This window comes from Gordonia sp. C13, from assembly GCF_023218005.1.
GTDB lineage: Bacteria > Actinomycetota > Actinomycetes > Mycobacteriales > Mycobacteriaceae > Gordonia > Gordonia namibiensis.
The window spans coordinates 190,412-205,475 of record NZ_JALPSY010000004.1 but is presented as its reverse complement, the minus strand read 5'-3'; the positions used below and the strand labels follow the sequence as shown (position 1 = coordinate 205,475).

General features: G+C 66.1%; 12 protein-coding genes and 1 pseudogene. 6 read left to right on the top strand and 7 right to left on the bottom strand.

Going from position 1 to position 15,064, the window contains the following annotated elements; all coding sequences use genetic code 11:
- Positions 1-6: 6 nt before the first annotated feature.
- Positions 7-1,113 (top strand): transporter substrate-binding protein, encoded by a 1,107-nt coding sequence (locus M1L58_RS05920; RefSeq protein ID WP_282578394.1) that lies wholly within the window; start codon positions 7-9, stop codon positions 1,111-1,113.
- On the opposite strand, the gene M1L58_RS05915 is transcribed toward M1L58_RS05920, so the two are convergent.
- Positions 1,078-2,592: a helix-turn-helix domain-containing protein gene (locus M1L58_RS05915; protein WP_248658181.1), complete on the bottom strand. Its 1,515-nt coding sequence runs from the start codon at positions 2,590-2,592 to the stop codon at positions 1,078-1,080. The two genes, M1L58_RS05920 and M1L58_RS05915, sit on opposite strands and share 36 nt — an antisense overlap.
- A 306-nt stretch (positions 2,593-2,898) precedes the next feature.
- Between M1L58_RS05915 and M1L58_RS05910 the strand changes: the two genes are divergently transcribed.
- The 4 genes and pseudogenes from M1L58_RS05910 (at position 2,899) to M1L58_RS05895 (ending at position 10,216) form a co-directional block, all read left to right on the top strand.
- Positions 2,899-4,947, top strand: a complete 2,049-nt coding sequence (locus M1L58_RS05910) for a hydantoinase/oxoprolinase family protein (protein WP_248658180.1) — start codon at positions 2,899-2,901, stop codon at positions 4,945-4,947.
- Positions 4,948-4,981: 34 nt separating this feature from the next.
- Positions 4,982-6,994 (top strand): hydantoinase B/oxoprolinase family protein, encoded by a 2,013-nt coding sequence (locus M1L58_RS05905; RefSeq protein ID WP_248658179.1) that lies wholly within the window; start codon positions 4,982-4,984, stop codon positions 6,992-6,994.
- A 127-nt stretch (positions 6,995-7,121) separates the two neighbouring features.
- On the top strand, positions 7,122-8,744 hold the full coding sequence (locus M1L58_RS05900) for a purine-cytosine permease family protein (protein WP_248658178.1): 1,623 nt from the start codon (positions 7,122-7,124) through the stop codon (positions 8,742-8,744).
- Between the two features lie 198 nt (positions 8,745-8,942).
- Positions 8,943-10,216: pseudogene (locus M1L58_RS05895) on the top strand (oxygenase MpaB family protein).
- A gap of 21 nt (positions 10,217-10,237) precedes the next feature.
- Here M1L58_RS05895 and M1L58_RS05890 read toward each other — a convergent pair.
- A complete protein-coding gene (locus tag M1L58_RS05890; RefSeq protein WP_232715806.1) occupies positions 10,238-10,756 on the bottom strand; it encodes a TIGR04338 family metallohydrolase in 519 nt (172 codons plus the stop codon).
- A gap of 48 nt (positions 10,757-10,804) precedes the next feature.
- Here M1L58_RS05890 and M1L58_RS05885 point away from each other — a divergent pair, with 48 nt between their 5' ends.
- The gene (locus tag M1L58_RS05885) at positions 10,805-11,707 is read left to right on the top strand and encodes a YhjD/YihY/BrkB family envelope integrity protein (RefSeq protein ID WP_248658177.1); all 903 of its coding nucleotides are present in this window, start codon (positions 10,805-10,807) and stop codon (positions 11,705-11,707) included.
- A 20-nt stretch (positions 11,708-11,727) separates the two neighbouring features.
- On the opposite strand, the gene M1L58_RS05880 is transcribed toward M1L58_RS05885, so the two are convergent.
- The 5 genes from M1L58_RS05880 to M1L58_RS05860 all read right to left on the bottom strand — a co-directional run bounded on the left by M1L58_RS05880 (position 11,728) and on the right by M1L58_RS05860 (position 14,987).
- Positions 11,728-12,558 carry a DUF2786 domain-containing protein gene (locus M1L58_RS05880; RefSeq protein ID WP_248658176.1) on the bottom strand — a complete coding sequence of 277 codons (831 nt, stop codon included), beginning with the start codon at positions 12,556-12,558 and terminating at the stop codon, positions 11,728-11,730.
- 91 nt (positions 12,559-12,649) lie between these two features.
- Complete coding sequence (locus M1L58_RS05875) at positions 12,650-13,108, bottom strand: VOC family protein (protein ID WP_006865208.1); 459 nt, start codon at positions 13,106-13,108, stop codon at positions 12,650-12,652.
- Positions 13,105-13,560 (bottom strand): helix-turn-helix domain-containing protein, encoded by a 456-nt coding sequence (locus tag M1L58_RS05870; RefSeq protein WP_248658175.1) that lies wholly within the window; start codon positions 13,558-13,560, stop codon positions 13,105-13,107. Before M1L58_RS05870 ends, M1L58_RS05875 begins: the two co-directional genes overlap by 4 nt.
- A 21-nt stretch (positions 13,561-13,581) precedes the next feature.
- Complete coding sequence (locus M1L58_RS05865; protein ID WP_248658174.1) at positions 13,582-13,854, bottom strand: excalibur calcium-binding domain-containing protein; 273 nt, start codon at positions 13,852-13,854, stop codon at positions 13,582-13,584.
- Between the two features lie 179 nt (positions 13,855-14,033).
- On the bottom strand, positions 14,034-14,987 hold the full coding sequence (locus M1L58_RS05860; protein WP_248658173.1) for an L-lactate dehydrogenase: 954 nt from the start codon (positions 14,985-14,987) through the stop codon (positions 14,034-14,036).
- Positions 14,988-15,064: the final 77 nt, after the last annotated feature.

Sequence of the window (15,064 nt, the reverse complement as noted above, 5' to 3'; positions counted from 1 at the left end):
CTCGGCATGCTCTTCTCGCTGTCGGGCGCCCAGGCCGAGATGGAGCAATCGATCCTCGACGGTGCGATGCTGGCGGTTGACCAGATCAATGCGCGCGGAGGCGTTCTCGGGTCCGAAGTCGAGGTAGCCGTCTTCGACGACCTCTCCGAGGTGTCGTCGACGGCCCGGGGTGTCGAACATCTGTGTCGCGTCGAGAACGTGGATGCGATCGTCGGCGGGTACACCTCCGCCGCACGGCTCGCGTTGACCCCCGCCATCCATGAAAACGCCTCGCTGCTCATGTATCCCACTTACTTCGAAGGCGAGGAGACCGACTCCCGGATCTTCTACTGCGGCGCGGCCCCCAACCAGTACATCGCCGATTATCTGACCTGGGTCGCGGAGACGTTGGGTCGTCGGGTGTACGTGGTGGGGTCGGATTACATTTATCCTCGAGTGCTGGCCGAAGCGATTCGGAGACTATCCGGGCAGGTCGGCATCGAGATCGTCGGCGATCGGTACACGCCGCTTGGCGAGACCAAGTTCGAATCCGTCATCGACGACATCCGTGAGCAGCAGCCGTCGGTGGTGATCTGCAATCTGGTCGGCGCAGACTCGACAACGGCTTTCTACACACAGTTCCACCTGGCCGGCTTCACGTCGGATTCGACGCCGATCGCCGCGACCGTCACCACCGAACTCGACCTCGCCCACATGCCGGCGGAGGTGAGCGACGGCCACTACATGGTCGCGACGTACTTCTGCGACCTCTCATCCCCGCTCAACGCGTCATATCGCCGTGAGCTCCTCGAAGCCCGTGGGCAGCGCTGGAGCCACGCGGCACAGGTCGGGGCCTACAACGCCGTTCATGCGCTCGCCCTGGCCGCCGAACAGTCGCGGTCGGTGGGCGTCGATGATCTCGCACGCGCCCTGATCGGGATTCGATTCGAGTCCAACCCAGAAGGGTCGCCCTTCTACTTCCGCGCGAACCACTACAGCGCGCACCCGTCATATGTCGGACGTGCCGCCGGCGGACGCTACGAGGTCATCAACACCTTCGACGCCCGACTGCCCGATCCCTGGTGGTCGGGCAATGCGCTACCGCCGGTCCCCGATCGCCTCGCCGACGCATAGCGCCAGGTAGTAGTCGGTTCGGTCCGCCGTCGACGCGAGGCTTCGGCCGGTGAGCTTCTCGATCCGGGACAGCCGGTACCGGAGCGTGTTGATGTGGATACCGAGTTCGTTCGCCGTCGCACCCGAGTGGCAGTCCAGCGCGAAGAACGTCGTCAGTGTCGACAGGTAACTTGTGTCCTTGCCCTGGTCGTAGGCAAGTACCGGCCCGAGCACCGAATCGTGCAGGGTCTTTGCACGCTCCGGTACCCCTGCCAGCAAGGTCGCCGCCAGCGGCACCGACAGCGTGATCGCCGACCCCCCTTCCGGGTCCTGCGCACGGGACTGTCTCTCAGCCATCTGACGCGCGTTAATCAGTCCCCTCATGAGGTCATCACTGCTGCGGATGACGTACGAGCTGCCGCCCATCGCGAGACCGGCGTACCGGGCCACGAACATTCGCTCGAAGGTGGCCAGTTGCGCATCGAAGTCGCTGCGGGCCAGCGGGTTCGGTTCCTTCTCCGTCCCGGTCTTGATCAACGCGAACACCTCGGAGTCGCGTGCCGCGGCCACTGTCGCCATTCCACTGCACACCCCGAGATCATGGAGCGCCTCGACCACTTCCGTCGGAGTCGTGTCACTCTGGGGACCGACGATTACCGCGACCGCACGTACTCGGTCACCGGCAACGTACCCGAACGACTCGACCCAGGGATCCATAGCGGCGGCGGGGATCCGCGCGTCGATCAATTCGCGGAGCAGCGCCTCCTCGAGCGTCCTGCGCATCGCCCGTTGCGCAGCCAAGATCTGCACGGCCCGGTCGGTGTCATTGGCGAGCTTGCGGACGCGCGTCGGCTCGAACGGCCTCCGGTTGGGATTTGAGAGAGCCAGCGCGGCCCCCGAATTGGGGAGTGCGACATGCAACGCGGCCGCGGTACCCGGGATCGTGTGCATCGGGACTGGTGCCAGTGCGATCGTCTTCGAGACCAGGTCGAGATCGACCGAGGACGGCGAGGCGGCGATGACGGCGCCCCGAAGTACGACTGCACCGATGATTCCGGACTTGCGGTAGAAGTCCGCGAGCACATCGGTGATCACGGACACCTGCCCCGCGTCACTGTCGGCCTTACCGGCCACCGGTGTCTGCGGTACGAAACAGCCGATCAGGTCGGCGAACGTGCGCTCGCGCGGGAGCATGTAGATCGGGACGCCGTGCTGAACACAGGACGACACGAACTCGGCCGACAGGCGGTCGTCGTCGGTGTCCACGACGATCGCCGGAACACCGCATTCGCGAATGGCAGCCGCGAACGAATCCGGTTCGCCCACTGCTGTCCATCCCACCCCGGCCACGCAGACGACATCAGTGGCCGCAACTGCCGTCAGCGGCACGTCTCCGAGCTCGACGGCACGCGAAACCTGGAGCCGTAGAGTCCGTTCTGCCGGAGCAGGTGTCAGCGTCAGCAGGCCAAGACGATCGGCGACGTCACCAACCGTCGCCATCGGGCCTCCCTCATCTGTCGTGATGCCCCTCGATTATCAGCGCTCGCAGCGGTTCTCACCACCCGAGGACCGTCGATGCCCACGTTTCCTTTGTGTGACAGAACGTTTCCGACCGATGTCCGATACAAGTGCGTTACCACCGTTCGTCGAGAGTTTTCGCAGGTGACGCATGGTCGGGGCCGGACGAGGCGTGTGTTTGTCCAGTGAACTCCACGGCTCCCCTGGCTGTTGAGCCAATTGTCCGGCGGTTCGGTCACGAGTTTCGTTGTAGGCGTCCCCATACCGCCGACGCACGAGGAATCTCTCATGACCGAAGCCATCAGCCGCACCGACAAGGTACGGACTGCCGTCGACATCGGTGGCACGTTCACCGACGTCTTCATCCAGCAATCGGACGGAACGATCGTCACCGCGAAGTACCCGACGCAGAGCAATCCGATCGAAGGTGTCCTGGCGGGCATGGAACAGGCCGGGGTGAGCTGGGAGGACGTCGAGTTCTTCTCGCACGGAACGACAATCGCAACGAACGCCCTCATCACCCGCAAGTTCCCGAAGGTCGCGCTGGTCACGACCGAGGGATTCCGCGACGTCATCGAGATCCGTCGTGGCGACCGGGAGTCCTGGGATCCGTACGAGGAGGTCGCACCACCGGTGGTGTCGCGGCGTCATCGGCTGACCGTCAAGGAGCGGATCGGTTACGACGGCACGGTTCTCGAGCCGCTTGACGAGGAAGGCGCGCGTGACGTCGCCCGCATCCTGCGGCGTCGCGGGATCGAAACCGTCGCTGTGTGTTTCGTCAACTCGTTCACCAACCCCGCCCACGAAAACCGTATGGCCGAGATCCTCGCCGAAGAGCTTCCCGGCGTGTCGATCACGACGTCGAGTGACGTCCTGCCCGAAATCTTCGAGTACGAACGATTCTCCACGACGGTCGCGAACGCGGCCCTCGTCCCGATCATTGGCCCTTACGCCCGGACGCTCGAAGACCGCCTCGCGGAGGCCGGCTACGAGAACGATGTCCTGCTGCTCCATTCGGGTGGTGGCGTCATGACCCCGGCGATGGCCGAGAAGTACGGCGCGCGTCTCGCCGCCTCCGGTATCGCCGCCGGCGCGATCGCCAGCCGGCACATCGCCCGTACCTGCGGTTTCGAGAACTCGATCGGTTTCGACATGGGTGGCACGTCCACCGACGTGTCGCTGACCGACAACGGGGTACTGGCGACCACCAACATGTGGAGCGTGGCCTTCGGCCATCCCATCTGCTTCCCCAGCATCGAGGTACTCACCATCGGCGCCGGCGGGGGCTCGATCGCATGGCTGGACGACGCCGGTTCGCTGCGCAACGGCCCGCAGTCCGCGGGCTCCGACCCGGGCCCGGCCTGCTACGGCGGCAACGGTGAACTCGCGACCAACACCGACGCGAACCTGATCCTCGGCACGGTCGGCAAGAAGCTGGCCGGCGGAGTGAAGGAGCTCGACGAGGCGCAGGCCCGATTCGCGCTGGAGAAAGTCGCCGAACCGCTCGGACTCGACGTCGACACCGCCGCCCAGTCGATCATCAAGGTCGCCAACGCGAACATGGCCGACGCGATCCGTCTGATCTCCATCCGCAAGGGACACGACCCCCGCGACTTTGCCCTGGTCGGTTTCGGCGGCGCCGGTCCCCTGCATGCCGCGTACCTCGCCAAGGATCTGGGTATCCCGACGGTCATCATCCCGCCGCACCCGGGCGTCACCTCCGCCATGGGCTGCATGCTGGTCGACATCCAGCACGACATAACCCGGATGTACCTCGCCGACGCCGCCGGCGCCGATCTCAATCATCTGACGGCCACCTTCGCCGAGCTGCAGGAAGAGGGCCGCGCTCGCCTGGCCGCCGAGCACGTCGACCCCGAGGACATGCTCTTCGAGTACTACCTCGACATGCGGTACGAGGGTCAGTGGCGAGCCATCGCGGTGCCCGTGTCCATGCCTCTGACGAGTCTCGACGAAGTCGTCGCGACCTTCCATGCGACCCACCTCAAGGAGCACAACTTCGCCGCCGAGGACACCGGCGTCGAGATCTACCGGATCTCCTTGCGCGCCGTCGGTCTGACTCCCCGGATGGACGTCAGCCCCGCCGAGCTTATCGATCCGGCGACCTTCGAGCCCGAGCCGTTGGAGGTCCGGCAGGTGCTGTTCCCCGACGAGGTCGCACGGCTTGCGACCCCCGTATACGACCGCGCGGCCCTGCCGCCGGGAGCGGCACTGGCCGGCCCCTGCATCGTCGACCAGCTCGATTCCACCACCGTGGTCCCACCGCAGACATCTGCCCGGGTCGACGAGTGGGGCAACCTCCTCCTCACGACCGCGTGATCACCCACATCTGACAGACAAGGAAAAACCAGACATGGCAACGACTCTGGACCCGGTCACCTTCGAAGTGTTGAAGAACGCCTTCATCAACACCGTAGATCAGATGGCCGAGCAGATCCTCCGCACCTGCTACTCGTTCGTTATCTACTCGCGCGACTTCTCCTCGGCTCTGTGTGACACGGAAGGCAACACCGTCATGCAGGGAACCGGCGACATCGCCGCGCATGTCGGAACCCTCCACTACACGGCCAAGGCCGTCATCCGGCAGTTCGAAGGGGACATCCACCCCGGCGACGTCTTCGTCATCAACGACGTCTACGAAGGCGGCAGCCACTTCAACGACACCCGGATCATCCGTCCCATCTACTACGACGGCGAGCTGCTCGGCTATGCACAAGCCAACGGACACTGGGCAGATGTGGGCGGCGCGACCCCCGGTTCCTTCAACGTCAAGGCGCTCGACCACATGGGTGAGGGGCTGCGAATCCCCCCGACCCGTCTGTGGAGCAAAGACGAATTCCTCGAGGACGTCGCCTACCTGATCGCGAAGAACACACGCAATCCCCGCGACATCATCGGCGACATGCAGGCCCAGGCCGAGGCGACCCGTGTCGCCGAGCGCGAGATCCAGCGGTTGTGCGACAAGTACGGCGTCGAGACCATCAAGACCGCCATGGCCGAGGTCCAGGACTACGTCGAGGATCTGACCCGCGCCAAGATCGCCGCTCTGCCCGACGGTGTTTGGTACACAGAGGATTACATTGATCAGGACCCGGCACGAGGCGAGGGACTCATCCCGATCAAGACCCGCATGACGATCTCCGGGGACACTGTTCACTACGACCTCAGCGAGTCGCACGCATCGATTTCCTCGATGTTGAACGCCGGATTCGGGGGTTCGTTCGCCGGCATCGTCGCAGGCACCAAGATGCAGTTCCCCGACATCCCGTTGAACTCCGGCTTCTATCGGGTGGTGACGGCCGACCTGGGACCGCTCGGCTCGGTGGTCAACGCCGACTGGCCGTCGCCGTGTGCCGGTTTCTGCTCGGGCCCGTTCGAGAAGATCATGAGCTCGGTCTTCGAGATCTGGTCCGACATCCAGCCCAAACGCGCGATGGCGTGCACCTTCAATCTCGAGTACCTCTTGGTGGGCGGCCGCGATCAACGAGGCGACGGCAACCCAAATTTCATGTGGTACGACTGGATGATGGGTGGCTGGGGCGCCCGGAACGGCGCCGACGGTTACAACGCCTCCGCCGCCGTCTTCGGAGTCCAGTACGGCACACAGTCTTTCGAGGGCCAGGAGCGCCTGGCTCCGGTGCTGACCTCCTGCCATGACCTCGTCCCCGACTCCGGCGGGCCGGGTAAGTTCCGCGGTGGACTCGGTGCCGAGAAGGGCGGAAAGCTCTGGGCGAGTGACAACACCGTCATGTCCTACTGCTGCGACCGGGAACGATCGGTGACCTGGGGACTCTGGGGCGGCCTCCCGTCAATCCCCCACGGCGTCTGGCTCAACAAGGGCACCGAGAACGAGCGGTACCTGGGTTCGATCTTCGCCGCAGAGCCGATCAAGTCTGGCGACGAGTTCACCCGGCCGTCGGCCGGCGGCGGCGGCCTCGGCGACCCCCTGCAACGCGATGTCGACGCAGTGCTCGAAGACGTGATCGACGGCTACGTCACCATCGCGCGAGCCGAGAAGGACTACGGCGTCGTCATCAAGACAATCGACCCCGAGATCTTCCTCTACGAGGTGGATCTCGAGGCCACCCTGGCTTCGCGCGAGTTCATCCGCACGAACCGTCATGCATGGATCGAACGGGAACCTCAGGAGGTCTCCGAGGAGTACCGCTCGGGACTGATCAACGAGATGGACTGTGTGCGACAGTTCGGCGTGATCCTCGATTGGGGCAGCGGCGAAGTCCTCGAGAACACCACGGCACAGTTCCGGAAGATGTTGCAGCGACGCACCGTCGTCCACTGGACCGATGATCCGTCCATCGACTTCGTACCCGGCACCCTGACCGTCTCGGAGCCGGCCACGGTCTAGAACCGACCGACAGTTCCGCGACAAACCCCTTTCGACACAACAACACCCAGCGGCGGGTGGTGGCAACGGTGCCACTCACCCGCCGCTGTTGTGCTCACTCCCCATCGATCCTGACAAGGAAGACAACATGACTCTGGAGATCTCCTCTTCGAAGCCGGGCGGTGTGCCCGCACTCGAGGTGAGCTACACCGATGACCCCCAGGTGCTCGCACGAGCGGCCGCCGAGGACTATTCGATGCACATCGTGCCGCCGTCGTGGCGGACATCGCGATCGTCGGTGTCGATGGCCTGGTTCGGACTGATGAGCGCCATGTTCTTCGTCGTGGTCGGCGCGACAGTGTCGCTCTCGGTCGGTGCGACCGACGCCCTCATCGGCATCGGACTCTCGGTACTCGCCTACGGCGCCATCAACTCGGTCGCGGCCAAGTTTGCCAATCAGACCGGTACGAGCGTCTCACTGTTCTCGCGCGTGGTCTTCGGACGTGCCGGTTCCGCATTCGCCGCAGCGCTTTTCGGAATCACGATCGCCTACTACGTGGTGGCCGAGGGTGCGATCGTCGCGTCTGCACTCCACGCGTACTTCGGCAGCCTCCCCATGGCGTTCTGGGCCTTCGTCGTCGTTGCGTACCAGGCACCGCTCGCCTGGCGCGGCATCGCAACCTGGCTCGACCGACTCAACGGAGTTCTGCTGCCCCTGTATGTCCTCGGCCTCGTCGGCTCCGTCGTGTGGGCCATCGCCGAGTACGGCTACAGCAACGACTGGCTGACCTATGAGCCGGAGGCCTCCGCCGACCTCGGGGTCCCGGGCTGGTGGTTCTCGTTCGTCATCTACATGGGTGTCTGGGTCGTCACGATGATGGCTTGGGACTACGCGCGTTTCGGCCGTCCACAGGACGCGACGTTCAACGCCCGCGTGTCCTTCGGTACGCCGTTCTACATCGTCACACTGCTCATCAACGCGGCGGTCGGCATGTTCCTGGCGCAGACCATCACGATCGCCGGTCCGCTCTCGGAGGAGTCGGCCATCCTCGGCGTCGTGGGCATGATGGGTATCTGGGGCCTGCTCTGGGTCCTGGTGAGTCAGACACGCGTCAACAGCGGCAACTTTTACCTGGCCTCTACCAACTTCCAGAACTTTTTCGCACGCACCGTGAAGTTCTCGATGCCCCGCACCTTCTGGGTGGGCGTGGTCGCCGTGATCGTGTACCTCATGATGCTCACCAACGTGCTGTCCTGGATCACCACATCGCTGCAGTACCAGGGCGTGCTTATCGTCGGCTGGGTCGCCATCGCACTGACGCACATTGGCTGGATGCGGCTCCGCAAGATGCCGGCCGATTCGCTCGAGTTCCGACCGGGCCGCGTGCCGGCGGTCAACCCGGCCGGTGTCTTCGCGTGGGCGACGTCCTCGGTCCTCGGTATCGCACTCGTCCTCTTCGGCGGCAGCACCGGTTCCCTGTGGGCGCCACCGGTCGCCTTCCTCGTGGCCGGCGCGATCTATGCAGTGGCTCTCGCCTTCTACCGCGACGGATGGTTCACCATGGAGCGTCCCCATGACCCGCGTACCGAGGTCGACGACATGTGGGAGGCCCGGATTCGCTGCCATCGCTGCGAGGACAGCTACATCGCCTACGAGATGGACCGTGACCCGTCCGCCGATCACGCACCGATCTGCCTGGCGTGCGCTTCCGACGACCTGGAGTTCCAGCGTGCCGCCGACCGCGAGGCCGCCGCGCACCGACTGAGCTGACACTTTCGGTCGTATCGACAGCCGTCCCGGGTGATCCACCCGGGACGGCTGTGTCATTGACCCATGGACCGATCGCCGGCCCGATGAACAGCAGTTTGGGACGATAGATTACATTCGTCTCATTGACACTGAGGGCCCGTCGGCCTAGCGTTTTTGGTAACGCATGTGTCCAAACTCAGCGACCAGGAGTGCCCGTCGATGACCATCTCACCGATCGCGTCCGCAGCGCTGCGGACGACGACCCCGGGAGCGCCGACGCAGGCCTCCGCGCCGAAGATCCCGTCGCGCCACCCGGATGGTCCGTGCACGATCCCGATCGGCCTGCGACTCGTCGCGCCCCTACTGGGACTGCGCAAACCCGGCCGCGAACTCTTTCGTCCCTCGGCGAACTGCTGACGGTCGGTGACGAACCGGCGGACCGCCTCGTCGAGTGGATGCACACCGCCGGGATGTCCCGGGCGCGCCCGTTGTTCGAGCGTGCCCTCGTCGACGGCATCGACTCGATCGACGACGCCCCGGCCCCGCTCCGCGAGTTCTTCACAGAGGTGGAGACCGTCCCCGACTGGGTCGACCCCGACCTGATCGAGAAGGGCGCGCGGGTCGTGCGCAGCGGTGGCGCCGACGGCCTGTACGTGGCGCGCGACGTTGCCCTGCTCGGCGGTTACCAGTTCGCCGGTTTCAACCAGACGTTGCTGCGCACCGGCGCCCTCGAGAAGGGGTCGAACACCCGGTTCGCCGAGACCACCCAGTGGGCCACCGACGTCATCACCGAAAACGGTTTGCGCCCACAGGGCATCGGCTACCAGTCGACGCTGCGTGTGCGCCTCATCCACGCAATGGTCCGACGCCACGTCGCCGCTCTGCCCGACTGGGAGGCCGACGCCTGGGGACTCCCCATCAACCAGACCGACATGGCCGCCACGCTCGTCGGAGCACTGGTCTCCCCGAGCCTGGGCGTCGTCATGATGGGACTCGTCAACCGCCCCAGCGAATACGACGCCGTCGCGCACCTCACCCGGTACGCCGGATGGCTGCTCGGGGTGCGGGACGAGTTCCTGCCCACGAGCTTCCGCGACGCGATCCGCGTGCTGCTCCAGACCTCCTACGTCCTCTCCACGCCCGACGAGACGACCAGGCAGCTCTCGGTACCCATGGCCGACGATCCGTTGCAGTGGAACTACTCGAGGTTCCCGAAGGTGCGTCGCAAGATCGCTCGCGCACAACACCTCTCGGTCACCAGCGGATTCCTGGGCCCGGCCGCGATGCGCACACTGGGCCTGCCCTTCGTCCCACCCTGGTATCTGGTGATCCGGTTCCCGGTGAACATCGTCCGATCGATTCAGGCGCAACGCCCGGGCGGGCGCGAACGCGCGGCGCTCCGCGGCGCCGCCGAACAACGCGAGTTCATGAGGATCATGACCGGCGGCGAGGCCACGATCGGGCACTCGGCGAAGAAGATCACCGGGCACTGAGTTCTGCGTTCCAGGAAGGTTTCACCCGATCCCGGAATCGGCCAGCACCACGCGGAAGACGAATGCGGCCTCGGGTCCGAGGACGAGACCCACGAGTTCGATGAGGGTGAGCACGAAGCCGCGTCCGTGACCCGGCCCCTTGGAGTCGTCGAGGTGGTGGGCGAGTTCGTGCAGGACCACAAGTTCTCGAAGCGCCCACCGTCCCTCTGCCGACGACGGGATCGCGATCTCCGCGCTGAGCAACCTGTCGCCGGCGGCGGTCGTGGACCGCGCGTAGTGCGCCGAACTCTGGCCGCGTCGCTCCCGCACCGACACCGGCTCGGCTGCGCGCGGGAACCTCGACCGCACGCTCGGCAGCTCCAGCACCCTTCCCACGTAGTCACGCACCGCGTCGATCGAGGCGAACCGGGCCTCGGCGGGCAGCGTGAGCTCGGTCCCGGCCAGCTGCACGGTGCGCGAGGAGGACGCGGTGTCGAAGAGCCGGAAGACGAGACGCTCGGCGTCGTAGTACCGCGCACGCCCGGTGTCACGCGGACTCACGGCATCACCAATGATGATGAGGGTCCGCTGTAGCCGATGGGAGTCTTCATGCGCCGTCCCGACCTGCACGCGTTCGGCCAACGCATGCTGCGACTGCCCGGCGCCACGCTGAGCCTGCGCATCCTCACCGACATCGCGCGCGGTGACATCACCGACCGTGCGATGACCCTCGCCGCGCAGGCCTTCACCTCGATCCTGCCCATCGTCATCCTGCTGCTCACGCTCCCGGGCAGCGACGTCGTCGACGACGCCCTGAGCGGGCTCGGCATCCCGGTGAGCAAGCTCGACCACAACTCGGTCGACAACCCACAGTCGTTCGCCACCTTCGGGATCATCGGCGCACTCATGACCATCGCCGGCGCCACCTCCCTGTCACGTGCTCTGGGCCGAATGTATGTCGCGATCTGGGGCGTCACCAAACTGCCGTGGCGAGCCTTCTGGCGCTGGCTGATCGTGCTGTTCCTCATCCCGGCCGCGGTCACCGCGCAGGGGTTGTCGACCGGGCTGCGCGCCGAGACGCTGTTCGGCATCTACCTCGGCGGCAGTGGTCTCCTCGGGATCGTGCTGGTCTTTCTCGTGACCGTCACGATCTGGTCGGCGACCTTCACCGCGATCCCCCGGCTGCTGGTGTCCACCCAGGTCCCGCTGCGACTCCTCGCGTTGAACGGGGTGGTCACGGGCCTGCTGATCACCGCACTGCTGGCAGGCAGCCGGATTGCACTGCCCACGCTGGCGTCGGGAACGATCCGTTATTTCGGCACGCTCGGCATCGTGTTCGTCGCGATCAGCTGGCTGTTCGTGTTCGCCGCGATCCTGGTGGTCACGGCCATCGTCGTGCACGGTGTGGCCACCGACCCCGGACGTGTCGGCACCCGGGTTCGACGGTGGGCGGGGGCCCCGACCCCGTTCATCCCGTCCCCGTCGGTCGCCTGGTACGACCGGACCGACTGAGTCCAGCGACCGACCGCTGGTCAGGCCTCGAGAGCGCCTCGGGCACCGCCGAATTCACGGTCGGTGCCGATCTTGGCCCGACGCCCCGCCCGGTCCCCCGCCTTGCGGGCGGCCTCCGAGTAGCCGGCCGACGCGCTCGACGCCCGCCATGTGCCGCGCGCGGTGGACTCGGTCTTGTAGAAGTCGGTGACCTCGAGTTCCTTGTTGCGCAGCGCGAGCGCCGTCGAGCGTTCCGGTTCCCCCGACTTCCGTTCGGCGGCGAGCGCTTCTTCACGAGCGGCGTCGCGGGCCTCGGCGAGACGCTTGCCGATGCGTTCGGCGAAGGCGGACTGGAAGTTGAGTCGCGCGGTGATCGGCGACAGCGGCTTCTCCTCGATCACCCGCCGCGCCCGCCAGCCGCTGCCCTTCGTGACGACCCGCGCGAACGTCTCGCCCTTGTACGCCCCCGACCGGAGATAGGCGTCGCTCGCGGCGACCATCTGGATGATCAGCGACGTGTAGAGCGCCTCGCAGGCGTCGATGTCGGCCTCGTATCCGTAGGCGAGGACGAAGGTCGAGTTGCTCGCGACGTCGACGGTCACATCGTTGGCCACGGTGATCGCCACGAACAACTGCACGTAGGTGCGCAGGCCACGCTTGCCCGGCTCGCCGATCTTGATCTGCCGCGAGATCGGGGTGACCTTCTTACGCGCAGCCGGATCATGTGCGCGCGCCACGGCGAGATCGATCGACGACGCCGTCGCCAAGCGCTGGGCAGCCTGCATGAATGTCTCGGCCTCATGCTCGTTGTCGGTGTTCTCCGCCTGGCGCAGGAGGGCGGAGATCCGGGTGAGCAGCTTGTCGTCGCGCATGTAGTTCAGACTATCGGCGCGCCCGATCGGTTCCATCGAACCGCAGGTCAGCCGGAAAACGCAGGTCGGAGCAACTCAACCCGCGGACGAATCAGCTCTCGGGCGCCCAGCGGGCGATGTCGTCGGCGTCGACCGGCCGCTCCTGTGCGGCGCGCTGCGTCATCCGGAGGTTGTTGCCGAACGGGTCGCGGAAGGCACAGTCGATGCCGTACGGCTGTTCCTCGGGGTCCTGGCTGAACTCGACGCCCTTCGCGACGAGAGCGGCATGCGTTCCGCGACAGTCGTCGGTCGCGAAGATCGTGACCGGCATTGCGCCCTGGGTCACCAGGTCGCGAACCTTGGCCGCGGCCTCCTCGGAAAGCGCTGGAGGTCCGGGCTTCTCGAGGAGGATGAGACGGTCGGGTTGTCCGGGCGGGGCGACGGTGAGCCACCGCATGAAACCCATGTCGACGTCGGTGTCGACGGTGAAGCCGAGCTTGCCGACGTAGAAGTCGAGCGCGGCGTCCTGGTCGAGGACATACACGGAGTGGATGCCGATGCCGGTGATCATGAGCCCGACGATACGACTGCGGCGGTGGCCCGCGCTTCTCCGAAACTGCTCAAGGTGGCCACCCCGATCGGCCTCGTCCAGCGGCGCACGAAGCATCCCGGTACGGGCACCGGGGCAACGCGCTGACGGTAGGCCGTCGGGCTGCAGCCGATGATTGCGGTGAAGGTGCGCCCGAAGGTGCCCAGGCTCTCGTACCCGACGCCGCGCGCGATGTCGGTGACCGGCGTCGTCGTAATGCGCAGCAACGCGCAGGCACGTTCGACGCGGCGTCGTTGCAGGTAGTGACGCGGCGTCTCCCCGAAGACGGCGCGGAATCGCCGGATGAAGTGCGACGGCGACATGTGGGCGACGCGGGCGAGGGCCGCGGTGTCCAGCGGCTCGGCGTACGACCGGTCGATCAGGTCGCGGGCACGTAGGAGTCGACGATTCTCGTCCTCGCGCGGGGTGAACACGTCACCCAGTGTGACTCGCCGTCAGTGCTTCTCGCAGGCGATGCCGTCGCCGTCACGGTCGCTCTTGGTGTTGGCGTCGTAGAGGGCCTGGTCGACGGTGAAGTTGGTGACCGGGGTGCCCGAGGTCGAGTCGACGGCGCCGGGCTGGCCGACACCGTGCGGGTAGTCGGCGTTGAGTGCCTTGCAGTTGGCGTAGTCGGTCGCAGCCGTCGCAGGTGCCGCCACCATCAGCGGCGCGATAGCCATCGACGCCGCAGCGACAAACCCGAGAACCATCTTGCGCGAACCACTCATCGTCGAACCTTCTCCCACACCGATGTGACCAGGTGAAACTACCCCGGCGGGGCGTCGGCACCCGCACCGAGGAGAGAAATTGGTCCGCTCGGTGGACAGGACCCGACCAGAATCGCCACCTCCGGGAAGAGGCACTGGCTCGAAACCGGCGAATCTTCCACGAAAGCGGCGATCGTGCCTCACAACCCGAACCGCGCCTGCATCCGGCGGAGCGTCTCGGCCGAGGCGAGCAGGCCGGCTTCCTCCTCCGGCGACAGCGGCACCTCGAGGCGCGTCTGCGCACCACCTCGGTCGACGACGGTCGGCAGGGATAGGCACACGTCGTCGAGCCCGGGGAATCCGGGGGCGACTGTCGACACCGGGAGCACCCGATGTTCGTCGTTCAGAACGGCTTCGACGATGCGGGTGGCGGCGAGTCCGATGGCGTAGTTCGTGGCACCCTTGCCCTCGATGACGGCGTACGCGGCATGCACGACTTCATGCCGGATACGTTCGCGCGCAACCGCATCCATCTCCGACCGCCCCGGCAGCGGCTTCCACGACGTCAGGGGCACCCCGCCGATCGTCGCCGACGACCACAGCGGGATCTCACTGTCGCCGTGCTCCCCGACGACATACGAGTGGACACTCTGCACCGCGACCCCGCAGTGCTGCGCGACAAGGAACCGTAGCCGCGACGAGTCGAGCACGGTTCCCGATCCGAACAGCTGATTCGAGGGCAGGCCGGTGATCTTCTGGGCCGCGCGGGTGACGATGTCGACCGGGTTGGTGACCATCAGGTAGATCGCGTTCGGTGCCACCTCGAGCACGCTCGGCAGGATGGTGCGGGTCAAACCGATTGTGGCCTCGGCCAATTCGAGTCGGGACTGCCCCGGCTTCTGTTTCGCTCCGGCGGTGAAGACGACGACGTCGGCGTCGGCGCACACCGACACGTCGTCGGAGCCGATGACGTCGGCGCGCGGCACGAACTCCAGTCCGTGGGAGAGGTCGAGCACCTCGGCGGTCACCTTGGCAGCCTTGATGTCCAGCAACGCGACGGTGCGCGCGACTCCGCGGATCAGCGCCGAATAGGCGATCGCGGTACCGACCGCGCCCGCCCCGATGATGGCCAGTTTCGTGGGTCGTCCGTCCATCGGATCACCGTCCGCCTCGGTTCGATTCGCACCTGTCCGTTGCCTGTCAGCGCCCAGCCTAAGACCTCCGGGCACCC